This window comes from Streptomyces sp. NPDC056987 (assembly GCF_042673865.1).
Taxonomy (GTDB): domain Bacteria; phylum Actinomycetota; class Actinomycetes; order Streptomycetales; family Streptomycetaceae; genus Streptomyces.
Genome location: NZ_JBHURV010000032.1, coordinates 54,924 through 69,342, shown reverse-complemented (window position 1 = coordinate 69,342; position 14,419 = coordinate 54,924). Strand labels below are relative to the sequence as shown.

The following is a 14,419-nucleotide window of genomic DNA, read 5'->3' as shown; positions in this document are numbered from 1 at the left end:
GGCCCGCCGTGGCCGCCGTCGGTGACGAAGCCTGTAACGGAGCCCGTACCGAAGCCCGTACCGAGGCCTCCGGTCCCTCCTCCCGCGGGGCCTGTTCCCGTGTCGCCGCGCAGCGCGTATCCGACCCCGCGCACCGTGTGCACCAGGCGCGGCTCGCCGCCGCTCTCCGTCTTCCGGCGCAGGTACATCACGTACACGTCGAGCGAGTTGGAGCTGGGCTCGAAGTCGAAGCCCCACACGGCCTTGAGGATCTGCTCCCGGGTCAGTACCTGGCGGGGGTGGGCGAGGAACATCTCCAGGAGCGTGAATTCGGTACGGGTCAGCTCCACGCGCCGGTCGCCCCGGGTGACCTCGCGGGTCGTCAGGTCCATCCGCAGGTCGGCGAAGGAGAGGACGTCATCGGCGGGTACCTCGCCGGTGGCGGTCGACGCGTACGAGCTGCGCCGCAGCAGCGCGCGGATCCGGGCGAACAGCTCGTCCAGCTCGAACGGCTTCACCAGGTAGTCGTCCGCGCCCGCGTCCAGACCGGTGACGCGGTCGCCGACCGTGTCGCGGGCGGTGAGCATCAGGATCGGCACCTTCGAGCCGCCCGCGCGCAGCCGGCGGGCGGCGGTCAGGCCGTCCATGCGGGGCATCTGGATGTCGAGGACGATCAGATCCGGCGCGTAGGCGGCGGCCCTGGCGAGGGCGTCGACCCCGTCGACGGCGACCTCGGTCCCGTATCCGTCGAAGGCGAGGCTCCGCTGGAGGGCCTCCCGTACGGCGGGCTCGTCGTCGACGATCAGGATGCGCTGCGGATCGCGATCGCCTTCGGCGGGACTCATTCGCTTCTACCTCGTCGGTCTCGGTCAGCGGGTGGGCGCTGAGGTGTGCTGCCTGCCTTCAGCCTCGCACGGCGGCCTTGCGGCGGCGGCCCGTTCCACGCCTCTTCGACGCGGCGGCGGTACGTATCTCGTCCGCGCGGCGCGTGGGCGCCGCGGCCTGGGCAAGATCATGGACGAGGGCGAGCGGAAGCGCCAGGTCGCTCGGTCCCGCCGGACGGGTGAGGGGGGTGTTGCCGTTCATGACTCTCTCCTGCGGGGTCGTACGGGGTGGGGCGCGGGCGGGTAGATGGGGTCAGCCGGCGCCGCCGGAGCGCAGCGCCGAGAGGTCCGCCTTGACGGTGTTGATCGGGATGGCGAAGCCCAGGCCCACGCTGCCGGCGCTGGAGCCGCCCATCGAGGACGACGAACTCGGCGCGTACATCGCGGAGTTGATGCCGATGATCTGGCCGTTCATGTTGATCAGGGCGCCGCCGGAGTTGCCCGGGTTGAGCGAGGCGTCGGTCTGGAGCGCCTTGTACGTGGTCTTCGAGGAGCCGGTGTCGCCGTTGAACTGCTGGCCGCCGAACTCGAACGGCCAGTTGCCGCCCCCGTTGCCGCCACCCTGCTGCTGACCTTGGTCCTGGTCCTTGGCGACTGTGACATCGCGGTTCAGGGCCGAGATGATCCCGCTGGTGACGGTGCCGGTCAGGCCCTCGGGGGAGCCGATCGCCACGACCTCGTCGCCGACCTTCACCTGGCCGGAGTCGCCGAGGGAGGCGGTCTTCAGGCCGCTCGCGCCCTCCAGCTTGATCAGCGCGAGGTCCTTGTCCGGGTCGGTGCCGACGACGTTCGCGGTGTACGTCTTGCCGGTGCTGAGCTGGACCTTCACGGACGAGGCTCCGGCGACGACGTGGTTGTTGGTGACGATCTCGCCGTCGGACGTGATGATCACGCCGGAGCCGGTGGCCTCACCGCTGTTCGAGGCCGCGTTGATCTCGACGATCGCCGGGGACACGGACTGCGCGACACCCGCGACGGTGCCCGCGCTGCTCTGCGAGACGGTCGTCCCGTGGATGGCGGTGTCCCCGCTGCCGACGCCGTTGCCGTTCCCCGTGTACGCGCCGATCAGTGCGGCCGACCCGCCCCCGACGACGGCGGCGGCCAGCGCGACCGCGGCCAGCAGCGCGACGGGCGCCTTGGCGCGCCGCGCGGTCCTGCCGGAGGCGTGCGCACCCTGCGGGTACGGACCCGCGGGGGCGGCGGCGGGGCCGGGCGCGGGGGTGGCGGAGTATGCCGGACCGTACGAGGGCGGCGGCGGGTAGGCCGGGCCCTGGAACCCCTGGGTGGGGTGCTGCTGCGTGCTGTCTGCGTCGCCGCTGCCGCGGTAGTTGTCGGTCATGGCAACGACTCTCGGCGCCGTACATGAGAACAGGCTGAGGAGGCGCTGAGAAGGGCAACAAAACCGTGTATGCCCCATATAAAGGCCGGGCGCAGCCCCCAGCCCCGGCCGGGTCCTGGAGGCTACGCGCAGCCGCAGGAGCGCCGCACTATCAGCGCCGACGGGAACTGCTTCACACGCTCGCGCCGTGAGCCCGCCACCCGCAGGCCGTCGTCCAGCACCAGGTCCACCGCCGCCCGCGCCATCGCGGGCCGGTCGGAGGAGACCGTCGTCAGCGGCGGATCCGTCAGGCCCGCCTCCTTGACGTCGTCGAAGCCGGCCACCGCCAGATCGCCCGGGACGTCGAGGCGCAGCTCACGGGCGGCGCGCAGGACGCCGATCGCCTGGTCGTCGGTGGAGCAGAAGATCGCCGAGGGCCGGTCGGGGCGGGCGAGGAGTTCCAGGGCGATCAGGTACGTGTCGTACCGGTTGTACGGGGCCTGGAAGAGCCGCCCCTCCACCGGGATCCCCGCCTCCAGCATCGCCCGGCGCCAGCCCTCCACGTGGTCGGCCACCGGGTCGCCGACCACCGGGGTCGACTCGACGCCGCCGAGGCAGGCGACGTAGGGGTGGCCGTGCTCCAGGAGGTGGCGGGTGGCGAGCTGCGCGCCGCCGATGTCGTCCGTGACGACCGCGACGTCGTCGATGCCCTCGGGGCGCTCGTGCAGCAGCACGACCCGGGCGTCCCACGCCTCTATCTCGGCCGCCGCGCGCTCGCTGAAGCCCTGACTGACCAGGATCAGCCCGGAGACCCGCATGCCGAGGAAGGCCCGCAGGTAGTGGACCTCGCGTTCGTCGCGGTAGTCCGAGTTGCCGACCAGCACCATTTTCCCGCGCTCGGCCGCCGCCTGCTCCACCGCGTGCGCCATCTCCGCGAAGAAGGGCTGCCGGGCGTCGGGCACGACCATCCCTATGAGGTCGGTCCGCCGCGACGCCATGGCCTGGGCGACCCGGTCGGGCCGGTACCCCAGCTCCTTGATGGCGTTGACCACCCGCTCGCGCGTGGCCGGGGCGACCGGCCGGGGTCCGTTGTTGATGACATAGCTGACGACGGCGGTGGAAGTCCCCGCCAGTCGCGCCACATCGTCCCGCGTCACCTTGGCCACGCGCGGCAGTCTACGCGTGGTGACCTATCGCTGGGCAGGCCGTACGGAGGCTTCTTCGGCCGACTCCTGCGCGGCGTCCGCTCCGGCGGCCGACCCGGCGTCGGTGCCGGGTGCCTCGGCCTTCTCGTGGCGGGGCTCCGTACGGTCCCCGGCGCGGTCCTCCGCGCGGGCCGCGGACTTCGCCCTGGCGTCCTCGGAGCCGCGCTCGGCCTTCTCCGGGGTGACGAAGCGGTAGCCCACGTTCCGTACGGTCCCGATGAGGGACTCGTGCTCCGGGCCGAGCTTCGCGCGCAGCCGCCGTACGTGCACGTCGACCGTCCGCGTACCGCCGAAGTAGTCGTACCCCCAGACCTCCTGGAGGAGCTGGGCGCGGGTGAAGACCCGGCCGGGGTGCTGCGCGAGGTACTTGAGCAGCTCGAACTCCTTGAAGGTCAGGTCCAGGACCCGGCCCTTCAGCTTCGCGCTGTAGGTGGCCTCGTCGACCGACAGGTCCCCGTTGCGGATCTCCATGGGGGAGTCGTCCGTCTGGATCTGCTGGCGGCCCATCGCGAGCCGCAGCCGCGCCTCGACCTCGGCCGGGCCCGCGGTGTCGAGCAGGACGTCGTCGATGCCCCAGTCGGCGGTGACGGCGGCGAGACCGCCCTCCGTCACGACGAGGATCAGGGGGCAGCCGGGTCCGGTGGACCGCAGGAGCTGGCAGAGCGACCGCACCTGCGGGAGGTCACGGCGGCCGTCGATCAGGATCACATCGGCACCAGGGGTGTCGACGAGGGCGGGCCCTTCGGCGGGGGCCACCCGCACGTTGTGGAGCAGCAGTCCGAGGGCCGGCAGCACCTCCGTCGAGGGCTGGAGGGCGTTCGTCAGGAGCAGCAGAGAACTCATCGCCGCTCACCTGCCTCGGCCGGAATCTTGCCAGGACTCTTGCCCGGACTCTTGCCCGGACTGTTGTCGTTCACGGTTCGTTTGCCCATTACGTCGGTTCCTCCTCGGTCCCTGCGAGGACGTATGCGGCACTGCTCACTGCTCAATGCTTACTGCGTCATGCCTACTGCCTACTGCTGTTGTACTGCCGTACGGTCCGCGCTGCCCCTCGTCCCCGGGGGCGCGGCCCGGATGTCCGTGTCTTCCGTCTGTGACATCTGGCTGTAACAACGATCGGAAAACACAAAAGGACCCGGGGGCTGCTTTGCCCGGATCCTCTTCGGAGGAGAATAACCCACATTCCTTCCGTGTCAGAGGGGTAATCACGCAGATCATGCGAGTGCACCGGTCCGCCGGACCCCGGGCACAGGCCCGTGGAACCGCTTCTGAGCAGCACCGGAACCGCGTGGGGAGGGCCCGGAACGCTCACGAAGAAGCGGTGTACTGCCTGTGTACGGGGGGTTTCGCGCGGGTGGTCCGTCCGGGGGTTCGCGGGGGGATTCACGCAGGACTTGGACCGTAGACCGCCGGGCCCCGGTTGTGCGGATCGCACAGGGGGCGCACAGAGGCGTGTCCGCGCCGTACATCATGGAGTCCGACGAAAGGAGTTGCCTCTATGGCAGCCGGCACGATCCGCTACTGGGCGGCGGCCAGAGCCGCGGCAGGCATCGCGGAGGAGCCCTACGCGGCGGACAGCCTCGCCGAGGCGCTCGACGGCGCGCGGGTCCGGCACCCGGGTGAGCTGACCCGGGTACTCCAGAGGTGTTCCTTCATTGTCGACGGTGACCCCGTGGGCACTCGCGGGCATGAGACCGTACGCCTTGCCGAGGGCGGCACGGTCGAGGTGCTCCCGCCGTTCGCAGGAGGGTGAACCGCACATCATGAGCAACGATCAGCAGTATCCGTACGGGCAGCAGGACCCGTACGGGCAGCACGGCCGGCCGGGGCAGTTCGGTCCGCCGGACCAGGGACAGGACGGCCCGCGACACGCGCAGTCCCCGCCGGCCCCGCAGCCTCCGGCCCAGGGGTGGGCCGCGCCCGAGCAGGCCGGGCCGGAGCAGCCGGACGGGGCGGCCGCCCAGACGTGGGAGGGGCAGACCTGGGACACCCAGTACCAGCCCCATGTGCAGCCCCTCGCGCAGCCTCCTGTCCAGCAGCAGGCACAGCAGCCCGTGCAGCAGCCGGCCTCGCAGCCCGTCCAGCAGACCTACGGGCAGCCGTCCTACGGGCAGCAGTCCTACGGGCAGGCCCCGGCGCAGCCCCACCCGTACCAGCAGCAGGCGGCGCAGCCGTACCAGCAGCAGGCCGCCGCCGCTGCCGACACCGCGTACCTGCCGCCGCAGGGCGCCTACACGTCCCTGCCGCAGGCGGCGCCCGCCCCGGCCCCCGCGCCCGCGCAGGCGCCCCCGCACGCCCCCCAGGCCGGGGCCCAGCCTCAGCCTCAGCCCCAGGCCCAGGGGCAGGGGCAGCCCCAGGCGGGCGGCCCCGGCTCCCTCGACTCCGCCGGCTACAGCGCGCCCACCACGCTCGGCAACGCCCGCGTCACCGACGCCCAGCGCGCCCGCGCCGAGGGCCGGTCGCCGATCATCCCGCCGGGTGTCCAGCCGGCCGCGCTGACGGCCGCGCTGGGGCTGCTGCTCGCCGGGGGCGCGGCCCTCGGCCCGTACGCGCTGCTCGTACCGCTCGTGCTGCTCCAGGCCGTCACCGCGGCCGGCTGGTTCCGGCTGAACGGCATGTGGCCGGCCCGGCAGGGCATCGCGCTCGCCTTCCTCGGCGGGGTCGTCGCGGACATCGCCGTGCTCGCCGCGGGCCGGTCCAACGGTCCCGCCGCGATCATCGGGACCCTCGGCGTGTGGGTGCTGCTCGTCCTCGTCCTGCAACTGCGCAGCCGCGCGAGCGCCGACGAGCGCATGACGGGCCTGATGGCCACCGTTGTCTCCGCCGCGCTCGCCATCCTGGCCGCGGGCCACCTGGCCGCCGCCCCGGACGCGGTGGCCGTCGGTGGCGTGGCGGTCGCCGCGGCCACGGTCGCCCGCGCGCTGCCGCTGCCGGGCTTCGTCTCGGTCGCGGTGTCCCTGCTGGCCGGCGCGGGCGGCGGGATCGTGGCGGGCGGGCTGACGGACCTGGGCGCCCAGGGCGCGCTGCTGGGGCTCGGAGCGGGCGTCTGCGCGCTGGTCGGGCTGCGGGCGGCGAGCTACGACTACCCGTCCAAGTTCGTGCACATGACGGCCGGGGTGGCGCTGCCCCTCACGGCCGCCGCGCCCGCCGTCTATCTGCTGGGCCGCGCGCTGGCCTGACGCCGGCCGCGAGGCATACGGCGGGTGACGGCGGGAACCGTACGACGGGAACCGTACGTCTCCGCCAGACGTCCTGCGACAGTACGACCGGATCCGACCAGGGGACGGCCGGGGAGCGAACCGGACCACACAGACCGGTCATGACCAGGGTTGGGGACACCGAACGATGCGCGCACTGCGGACACTGCTGATACTCGTCGTGGTCTTCGGCGGGCTCTTCGTCGCCGCCGACCGGGTCGCGGTCTCCTTCGCCGAGGACCAGGTGGCGAGCAGGATCAGGTCCAGCGCGGGCCTCGGCTCCGACCCGGAGGTCTCCATCAACGGGTTCCCCTTCCTGACCCAGGTCGTGAACACGTCCCTGGACGACGTCCGGATCGGCCTCGACGGCGTCAGCGCCAGCGCCGACGGCCACGCGGTGCGGGTGACGGAGGTCAAGGCGGAGCTGAAGGACGTGAAGTTCGACAGCAGCTTCTCCACGGCGACCGCCGCGAGCGCCACCGGTTCGGCGCGGATCTCGTACGCGGACCTCTCGGGCTCCGCGCCGCAGGGCGCGACGGTCGGTTACGCGGGCGCCGAGCGGGCCGCCAAGGGGCAGGTCAAGCTCTCGGGCCCGATGGGCGAGGTGCTGGACGGCGCGGGCATCACCGTCCCCGGCCCGTTCAAGGGGCTGCTGGACGGCAAGACCCTCACCGCGTACAGCACGGTCTCGCTGGTCGACGGCGACACGGTCCGGCTGAAGGCGGCGAGCCTGCCCGAGCTGTACGTGCCGGGCGCGGAGGACCGGATGCGGGAGGTCGTCGACTACGACCTGAAGATCGACGGGCTGCCGTCGACCATCAAGCTCGACAAGGTCACGGCGACGGAGGCGGGCCTGGACTTCTCCGGAACGGGCACGGACGTCTCCCTGTCCGGCTGACAGGCGGCTCCGTACGGTCCACCGCAGCGGTCGACGCAGCGGCCCCCGCAACGGTCCGGCGTACGGTTCGACCGATATGTGTATGACCCGGCCGGATGCTGAGACGGCCACGTCCGCTCCCCAGACGCTCCCCGGACGGCGTCCCGCGCCATCCGCCGGGGCGGGCCCGGGGCGCCGCGCCGCCTTCGTAGGACGAGTTCCACGTGCCACCCTTGAGTCCCACATTGCGGATGATCGTGTCTTGGCATGTGACACACCGGTGACATGACCGCCCGGTCGTCCCTACGATCGGACCCATGCAGTGCTTTATCGGCGGTCTCCCTCAGGGGGGACAGGCGGACCTCACGAAGCGGCGGGCAGTAGACCTGTGCCGCGTCGCCGCCATGCTCTGTCGCACTGCCTGAGCGGGACGCCGGGCCGGCGGGACGTTCAGTTCCGCATATCCCCTGCCCTCGTCTTCCCGGGCCCTTCGAGCGCTCTCAGGGCCACTCGCGCGCCGTACGCCCGCACCATCACCTCGCAGCACACTGCCCCCCGCACACTGCCCCGGAGGAGAAAAGCATGAGCCGCAGCGACGTTCTGGTCGACGCCGACTGGGTCGAGGCCCACATCGACGACCCGAAGGTTGTCATCGTCGAGGTCGACGAGGACACCTCGGCCTACGACAAGAACCACATCAAGAACGCGGTCAGGATCGACTGGAAGAGCGACCTCCAGGACCCGGTCCGCCGTGACTTCGTCGACCAGGAGGGCTTCGAGAAGCTCCTCTCGGCCAAGGGCATCGCCAACGACGACACCGTGGTCCTCTACGGCGGCAACAACAACTGGTTCGCTTCCTACGCCTACTGGTACTTCAAGCTCTACGGCCACGACTCCGTCAAGCTCCTCGACGGTGGCCGCAAGAAGTGGGAGCTGGACTCCCGCGACCTGGTCGAGGCCGTCCCGACCCGCGCCGCCACCACGTACACGGCGAAGGCCCAGGACACCTCGATCCGCGCCTTCCGCGACGACGCGGTCGCCGCGATCGGCACGAAGAACCTGGTCGACGTCCGGTCGCCCGACGAGTTCAGCGGCAAGCTGCTCGCCCCGGCGCACCTGCCGCAGGAGCAGTCGCAGCGTCCGGGCCACATCCCGTCCGCGCGCAACATCCCGTGGTCGAAGAACGCCAACGACGACGGCACCTTCAAGTCGGACGACGAGCTGAAGGAGCTGTACGCGCAGGAGCAGGTCGACCTGGCGAAGGACACCATCGCCTACTGCCGCATCGGTGAGCGCTCGGCGCTCACCTGGTTCGTCCTGCACGAGCTGCTCGGCGTCGACAACGTCAAGAACTACGACGGTTCGTGGACCGAGTACGGCTCGCTCGTCGGCGTGCCGATCGAGCTCGGCGCCAACAAGTAATCCCGCCCCGACCTGGAGGACTGAACAGTATGTGTGGAGCACAGGCCGGTGGCCCCGACGCTTCGACGATCAAGCCCGGCGAGACCACCATCCAGGGCTCGGTGACCCGCGACGGCGAGCCCGTCACCGGTTACGTACGCCTGCTGGACTCGACCGGCGAGTTCACCGCGGAGGTGCCGACCTCGGCGACCGGACAGTTCCGCTTCTACGCGGCCGAGGGCACGTGGACGGTGCGCGCCCTCGTCCCCGGCGGCTCGGCCGACCGTACGGTCGTCGCGCAGACCGGTGGCCTCTCCGAGGTCGCGATCGCGGTCTGACGCTCGCGCACGCGTAGGGCCCGCGACCTGGACCGGGGGCGTGGGCCCTACGCGCTGCTCCGGCTCCGTTCCGTTCGGCACCTGCGAGTCGTACGCTGAAGATATGTACGCGCGACGCCGTCGCCGGTATTTCACGCTGATGGGCGGATGTCTCTTCCTCTTCGTCTCCGCCTGGGCCTTCGTGCGTATCTGGTCCGTCCCCGCGGCCATCGCGCTCTGCGTGGTCGCCCTGCTGATCCCGCCGATCGCCGCCATCGTGGGCAACACGAAGGACAAGGACGACCGCTGGTGGGACGAGCCCCCACAGGGCCACGAGAACGACGAGGCGGACCGCTGGCTGGACGAGCTGGAGCGGAGAAACCGCCCGTAGCCCGACAGCAGCCGAGGGCTCGGGCTGCGTCACATCGCGAGACCGAGCTGACGCAGCATGCCGAGTTCGTCGCTGCTGCCCCAGCGCTCGACGAGCTTTCCGTCGGCGAACCGGCTGATCTGCATGCCCCGGTAGCTCACCGTCCGTCCCGTCGCGGCGTGCCCCATCAGCTCACCGAGGTGCGTACCCGTGATCGTGTACGCGAAGGCGACTTCGTCGTCGGTGGCGACGACGTGCTCGACCTCGATGTGCAGATCCGGGAAGGCCCGCCGCATCGTGGCGAACATTTCTTCGTAGCCCTCGGGCCCAGGGACCTGGCCGGGAGCCGGGTCGTGATCCACCGAATCGGAGACGAAATAGGCGTCGAGCTCACCGAGACGGTTCTCGTTGACCGCTGTTCCGAGCTTTTCCAGCGTGGCGAGGTTGCTGTTGCGGGACATGGCACTCCCCGGCGTCGTGGTGTCGGGCGGCCCACGCAGGTCCGGGCTTCCGTGGCCGCCCCTTCCTCTCCTTCCACGGTAGAGGTGACGGTGCACGGCTGCCTGTTTCCGCCGGTCCGCGTCGCCCCGGGGCCGGCGGCCCGCGCGGCCTGCTGGGTCAGGATTGGCTGACGAAGTGGTCGAACTGGCCTGCTTTGACGCCGCGTATGAAGACCGAGAGGTTCTTGGGGGTGGCGGTGACGATGGTGCCGGGCTCGTCGCTCTCGCGGAGCTTGACGGTTCCGTCGTCGGCTGCGGCGACATTGACGCAGTTGCCGGCGGTGCCGCTGTAGGAAGACTTCTGCCAGTCGTAGTGGGACATGCTCAATACCTCATCACATGCTCTGGGCCACACGCCGGATCAGATCGCGTGACTCCGTCGGCGTCAAGGCGGTCTCCTCAAGCCGGTCGAGTACCGCGCGGTACCTGATCAGTTGGGGCTGCGCGTATACGTAACCCGCGTTGGTGTCTGTGTCCAGTTGTACGGTATCGAGCTGGGGGACTTCGGCTTCGAGGTAGATGATGCCCGAGCCGGAGCTTGGATAACTGCCCGTACGGAACGGGACGACGCGCACGGTGATGTGGTCCCGTTCGCCCATGGCCACCAGGTGTTCCAGCTGAGCGCGGGCCACCTCCGGACCGCCGAACCCGATGTGCAGGGCGGCTTCGTGGACGATCGCAGTCAGCTGTGTGGGCCGCTCTCCGTAGATCACCGCCTGCCGCTTGATCCGGAACGAGACCGCGTGCTCGACCTCAGGGGGATCGAGCGGCGGAACGACGTCCCGGAACAGGGCGCGGGCGTGCTCCGTGGTCTGGAGGAGACCCGGCATGTGAATCGCCGTGGCGATGCGCATGCGCCGGGTGTGATGCTCCAACTCCGCCAGATCCAGGTGCGGTTCCGGGAGGATTCCCCGGTATTCGTCCCACCATCCGCGCGGCCGTCCGCCGGTCCTGCTCGTGAGAGCGTCGACGAGCGGTTGATCGACGCAGCCGTACAGGCGAGCCAGTGTCCGCACACGGTCGGCGCTCACCGGATACCCGCCGGATTCGATGTTGCTGATCCGCGACTGCGTGGTGCCGTGCAGCCGGCCGGCTTCCGTGGCGGACAGCTCCGCGACTTCGCGCAAGCGGCGAAGCTCGATGCCGAGGCGGCGCTGTCGGATCGTCGGCGGGAGCTTACTGGGTGGCACGTTGCCGTCCTCTCCTGGTTCGTACACACAAGTGAATTACTACCCATGCGAGTGAATGGGATCGCTACCCTCTTTGTTGTAGGTGGACTTGATACTACCCCGCTCGCTACGGTGTGAAGCAGGCCGCATCGGATGGCCGCGCCGTACGGCGCCTTCAACTCGCCATGCCCATCTCCCGATAGGGGATTTCCGTGACCGTATCGCCGCAGGACCCTGCCCCGGAGTCGTCTGATTTTGAGCGGGAGTTCGAGCAGGAGGTGTACGAACTCGTCCGTGACACCGCGCCCCGGCTCTTCGCCGTCGTCGTGGAGTACCGCGAGGGCCCGGGGGACCAGGAGCGGGACGCGGTTGTCGTCGCGTGGGGGCTCGACTACGGGGAAGGGAAGGCCGAGGTCACCTCGGTCGAGAGCGAGTCACGGTGGCGGCTGGCCTCGGCGGATCGCGCCGTGCGGTATTTCGGGCGGGCCGAGGGATGCGTTTCCCGTCTGGTGTGGCCGGGCGGGCCCGATGTTGACGGTCAGGCGCGGGAGGAGAAGGTGGAGCGGGCCGCCTGATCTCTCCTGCGGGAGCCCCGGCGGGACTTGCGGCCGGGGGCTCCCGCAAGTTCTTGCCGATCGAGGCAAGGGCGACTGGCTGCGGCCCGGGCCGGGATCGAATCCTGGGTCCCACCCTCTAGGAGGCACCGATCTCGGTTCGCCCCTGCGACCGCATGGCACGGCAGCGGATGGCAGGGGCCGTCCTCCCGGCAACGTGCGGACTCACCCGCCAGAGGAGATGAGCAGGGCCCCTGTTATCGTGCGCCGATGTCAACGATCAAGCAGTTCCAAGTGACCTTCGACTGCGCGGAACCTGCGCGTCTCGCCGATTTCTGGTGCGAGGTGCTGGGGTACGTCGTACCTCCGATTCCGACGGGGTTCGCCACTTGGGAGGACTACCACCGCTCGCTGCCGCCTGAGGATCAGGTGGTCTACTTCGCGTGCAGTGATCCCTCGGGTGTGGGCCCGCGCGTGCTTTTCCAGCGCGTTCCTGAAGGAAAGGTCGTCAAGAACCGGCTGCATCTTGACGTGCGGGCCGGTATCGGGCTCGTGGGTGAGGAGCGCCTGGCCACGCTTGAAGCCGAATGCGCACGGCTGGTCGCGCTTGGCGCGGTGCATGTGCGAACGATGCGTGCCGATGGCGAGAACGAGTCCTGCATTGTGATGCAGGATATTGAGGGCAACGAGTTCTGTCTCGACTGAACATCCTTCGAGTCGGCGGGTGGGGCCGGGTCGACTGTTCGGCGATGCTGTGGTCCCGGGTGGGCGCCAGGGTGCCGTCGACGATCAGCGCGGCGTCCTTCGCGAACCGGCGCCGAGGCTGGAGTGCGATGGGTGGGCTGGGCTCCCAAGGATCACGCTGATCGGGGCAACGGTGACCGCTGATCAGCCCTGAGGGACGGTCAGCACGCGGAACTCACGGCCGTCGGGATCCGTCATCGCCACCCGGCCGGCCTTGTCCCGGCCGGTGTCGGTCCGTGTCGCCCCGAGGGAGACGAGCCGGTCGACCTCCGTCTGCTGATCGCCGCCGGCCGGGGGAGCGAGGTCGAAATGGAGGCGGCTCTTCCCGGTCCTCGGCATCAGCGGCGGGCCGCCCCACGTGACCTTCGGGCCGCCGTGCGGCGAACGGATCGCGGTCTCCTGGTCCTGGTCCCAGACCAGCGGCCAGCCCAGCGCCGCGCTCCAGAAGTACCCGACCTCCTGCGAGCCGTCGCAGGCGAGCGCCCCGATGAATCCGCAGTCGGCGAGGAAGTTGTTGCCCGGTTCGATGACGCACAATTCGTTGCCCTCAGGGTCGGCGAGCACCACATGGCCCTCCTCCGGGCGCTGACCGATGTCGATGTGCCGGCCGCCGAGTGCGAGCGCCCTCGCCACCGTCTCCCGCTGGTCCTCCAGGGACGTGCTCGTCAGGTCGAAGTGCATATGGTTCTGGGCGGTCTTCGGCTCCTGTGAAGAGAGGAACCGGATCCGGAAGCCGGTGTCGTCGCCGGGGAGGAGGGTGAGGCCGTCGTGGGCGTTGTCGGTGGTCTCCCAGCCCAGGACGCCGGCCCAGAAGTCCGCGAGGCGGTGCGGGTCGTGCGCGGCGAAGCACAGCGCGTGGAGGTGGGAAGTCATCCTTCGGTCCCCGATTCAGGAAGGCTTTCGTCCAGGTCCTGGCTGGAGCCTGCCCAGACGGTGCCACCCGGTCAACCGATTAACGGCCCACCCCCCCGGGTCGTTCAGCGGGGCACGCCGACCGCGCGGGAGATGGCGGCGTCGAAGGCGCGGTCGGGCAGGATGCGGCGCAGCGCGATGAGGGGGCGGGCGCCGAAGCCGGTGGCGTAGCGGGTCCGGGGGCGGCGGGCGGTGACAGCCTTGGCGATGGCGTCGGCGATGACCGTGGGCGGGGAGTTGCGGCGGTTGCCGGCCTCGGAGCGCAGCGCGGTGGCCACGGCCGTGGCCTGGCCCGCGTAGGGGCCGCTGCCGGAGGAGTCCCTGAGTTTGTCGGCAGCGATGCCGCCCCATTCGGTGGCGATGCCGCCCGGTTCGATGACGACGACATCGATGCCGAAGGGAGCGGCCTCCAGGCGCAGGCAGTCGCTGAGGGCTTCGAGGGCGAACTTGGTGCCGTGGTACCAGCCGCCGAGGGGTGTGTAGATCTTGCCGCCCATGGAGGTGATGTTGACGACGGTGCCGGAGTGCTGGGCGCGCATGTGGGGCAGCACGAGCTGGGCCAGGCGCAGGGCGCCGAAGACGTTGACCTCGAACTGGTGGCGTGCTTCGTCCAGAGGGACCTCCTCAAGGGCGCCGTAGGAGCCGTAACCGGCGTTGTTGACCAGGACGTCGACGCGGCCCGTCTCGGCCATGACGCGGTCGACGCCGTCTCTCATGGACGCGTCGTCGGTGACGTCCATCGCCAGGGGGCGGATGCCGCGGTCGGCGAGTTTCTGGAGCCGGTCGGTGCGGCGGGCGGCCCCGTAGACGGTGTAGCCGAGTTCGTGCAGTTTGAGGGCGGTGGCCTCGCCGATGCCGGAGGAGGCACCGGTGACGAGGGCGGTCTTGTCGGGCATGATGTGTCCTCACACGTAAGATGAACTTAGGTTCACTCTCTATCCTGAACCTTGGTTCATCTTGATGCAAGTGCTGGATGCACATGGAAGGGCAGG

The 14,419-nt window shown here is 70.3% G+C and carries 18 protein-coding genes and 2 pseudogenes; 9 read left to right on the top strand and 11 right to left on the bottom strand.

The window, feature by feature from the left end:
- Window positions 1-107 precede the first annotated feature (107 nt).
- The 5 genes and pseudogenes from ACFTZC_RS30555 to ACFTZC_RS30535 form a co-directional block, all read right to left on the bottom strand.
- Window positions 108-824 (bottom strand): annotated as a pseudogene (locus ACFTZC_RS30555) (response regulator transcription factor); the annotation flags it as partial.
- Between the two features lie 58 nt (window positions 825-882).
- A complete protein-coding gene (locus ACFTZC_RS30550) occupies window positions 883-1,065 on the bottom strand; it encodes a hypothetical protein (protein WP_382895149.1) in 183 nt (60 codons plus the stop codon).
- A 51-nt stretch (window positions 1,066-1,116) separates the two neighbouring features.
- The gene (locus ACFTZC_RS30545; RefSeq protein ID WP_382895147.1) at window positions 1,117-2,202 is read right to left on the bottom strand and encodes a S1C family serine protease; all 1,086 of its coding nucleotides are present in this window, start codon (window positions 2,200-2,202) and stop codon (window positions 1,117-1,119) included.
- 122 nt (window positions 2,203-2,324) lie between these two features.
- A complete protein-coding gene (locus tag ACFTZC_RS30540) occupies window positions 2,325-3,347 on the bottom strand; it encodes a LacI family DNA-binding transcriptional regulator (RefSeq protein WP_382895145.1) in 1,023 nt (340 codons plus the stop codon).
- Window positions 3,348-3,371: 24 nt separating this feature from the next.
- Window positions 3,372-4,229, bottom strand: a complete 858-nt coding sequence (locus ACFTZC_RS30535) for a winged helix-turn-helix domain-containing protein (protein WP_382895143.1) — start codon at window positions 4,227-4,229, stop codon at window positions 3,372-3,374.
- 655 nt (window positions 4,230-4,884) lie between these two features.
- On the opposite strand from ACFTZC_RS30535, the gene ACFTZC_RS30530 reads away from it, so the two are divergent.
- The 7 genes from ACFTZC_RS30530 to ACFTZC_RS30500 all read left to right on the top strand — a co-directional run bounded on the left by ACFTZC_RS30530 (window position 4,885) and on the right by ACFTZC_RS30500 (window position 9,569).
- Complete coding sequence (locus tag ACFTZC_RS30530) at window positions 4,885-5,139, top strand: MoaD/ThiS family protein (RefSeq protein ID WP_382895141.1); 255 nt, start codon at window positions 4,885-4,887, stop codon at window positions 5,137-5,139.
- Between the two features lie 10 nt (window positions 5,140-5,149).
- Window positions 5,150-6,565, top strand: coding sequence for a hypothetical protein (locus ACFTZC_RS30525; protein WP_382895140.1), 1,416 nt, complete (start codon window positions 5,150-5,152; stop codon window positions 6,563-6,565).
- Window positions 6,566-6,731: 166 nt separating this feature from the next.
- Window positions 6,732-7,481 (top strand): DUF2993 domain-containing protein, encoded by a 750-nt coding sequence (locus tag ACFTZC_RS30520; protein WP_382895138.1) that lies wholly within the window; start codon window positions 6,732-6,734, stop codon window positions 7,479-7,481.
- A 296-nt stretch (window positions 7,482-7,777) separates the two neighbouring features.
- The gene (locus ACFTZC_RS30515; RefSeq protein WP_382895136.1) at window positions 7,778-7,885 is read left to right on the top strand and encodes a putative leader peptide; all 108 of its coding nucleotides are present in this window, start codon (window positions 7,778-7,780) and stop codon (window positions 7,883-7,885) included.
- Between the two features lie 157 nt (window positions 7,886-8,042).
- Window positions 8,043-8,882, top strand: coding sequence for a sulfurtransferase (locus ACFTZC_RS30510; RefSeq protein WP_365813640.1), 840 nt, complete (start codon window positions 8,043-8,045; stop codon window positions 8,880-8,882).
- Window positions 8,883-8,911: 29 nt separating this feature from the next.
- Complete coding sequence (locus tag ACFTZC_RS30505; protein ID WP_030590573.1) at window positions 8,912-9,199, top strand: DUF1416 domain-containing protein; 288 nt, start codon at window positions 8,912-8,914, stop codon at window positions 9,197-9,199.
- Window positions 9,200-9,239: 40 nt separating this feature from the next.
- Window positions 9,240-9,569: a DUF3099 domain-containing protein gene (locus tag ACFTZC_RS30500; RefSeq protein WP_382895134.1), complete on the top strand. Its 330-nt coding sequence runs from the start codon at window positions 9,240-9,242 to the stop codon at window positions 9,567-9,569.
- A gap of 29 nt (window positions 9,570-9,598) precedes the next feature.
- Here ACFTZC_RS30500 and ACFTZC_RS30495 read toward each other — a convergent pair whose 3' ends face one another.
- From ACFTZC_RS30495 to ACFTZC_RS30485, 3 genes are all read right to left on the bottom strand, one after another.
- Window positions 9,599-10,009 (bottom strand): ester cyclase, encoded by a 411-nt coding sequence (locus ACFTZC_RS30495; protein WP_382895132.1) that lies wholly within the window; start codon window positions 10,007-10,009, stop codon window positions 9,599-9,601.
- Window positions 10,010-10,166: 157 nt separating this feature from the next.
- Complete coding sequence (locus ACFTZC_RS30490) at window positions 10,167-10,370, bottom strand: DUF397 domain-containing protein (RefSeq protein ID WP_382895130.1); 204 nt, start codon at window positions 10,368-10,370, stop codon at window positions 10,167-10,169.
- A gap of 13 nt (window positions 10,371-10,383) precedes the next feature.
- Window positions 10,384-11,238: a helix-turn-helix domain-containing protein gene (locus ACFTZC_RS30485; protein WP_382895128.1), complete on the bottom strand. Its 855-nt coding sequence runs from the start codon at window positions 11,236-11,238 to the stop codon at window positions 10,384-10,386.
- A gap of 191 nt (window positions 11,239-11,429) precedes the next feature.
- On the opposite strand from ACFTZC_RS30485, the gene ACFTZC_RS30480 reads away from it, so the two are divergent.
- Both ACFTZC_RS30480 and ACFTZC_RS30475 read left to right on the top strand, forming a co-directional pair.
- Window positions 11,430-11,792 carry a hypothetical protein gene (locus tag ACFTZC_RS30480; RefSeq protein ID WP_382895126.1) on the top strand — a complete coding sequence of 121 codons (363 nt, stop codon included), beginning with the start codon at window positions 11,430-11,432 and terminating at the stop codon, window positions 11,790-11,792.
- Between the two features lie 249 nt (window positions 11,793-12,041).
- Window positions 12,042-12,476 (top strand): VOC family protein, encoded by a 435-nt coding sequence (locus ACFTZC_RS30475; RefSeq protein ID WP_382895124.1) that lies wholly within the window; start codon window positions 12,042-12,044, stop codon window positions 12,474-12,476.
- Between the two features lie 31 nt (window positions 12,477-12,507).
- On the opposite strand, the pseudogene ACFTZC_RS30470 reads toward ACFTZC_RS30475, so the two are convergent.
- From ACFTZC_RS30470 to ACFTZC_RS30460, 3 genes and pseudogenes are all read right to left on the bottom strand, one after another.
- Window positions 12,508-12,612, bottom strand: a pseudogene (locus tag ACFTZC_RS30470) (IS5/IS1182 family transposase); the annotation flags it as partial.
- 47 nt (window positions 12,613-12,659) lie between these two features.
- Window positions 12,660-13,388, bottom strand: coding sequence for a VOC family protein (locus ACFTZC_RS30465; RefSeq protein ID WP_382895122.1), 729 nt, complete (start codon window positions 13,386-13,388; stop codon window positions 12,660-12,662).
- 104 nt (window positions 13,389-13,492) lie between these two features.
- The gene (locus ACFTZC_RS30460) at window positions 13,493-14,323 is read right to left on the bottom strand and encodes an oxidoreductase (RefSeq protein WP_382895120.1); all 831 of its coding nucleotides are present in this window, start codon (window positions 14,321-14,323) and stop codon (window positions 13,493-13,495) included.
- Window positions 14,324-14,419 lie beyond the last annotated feature (96 nt).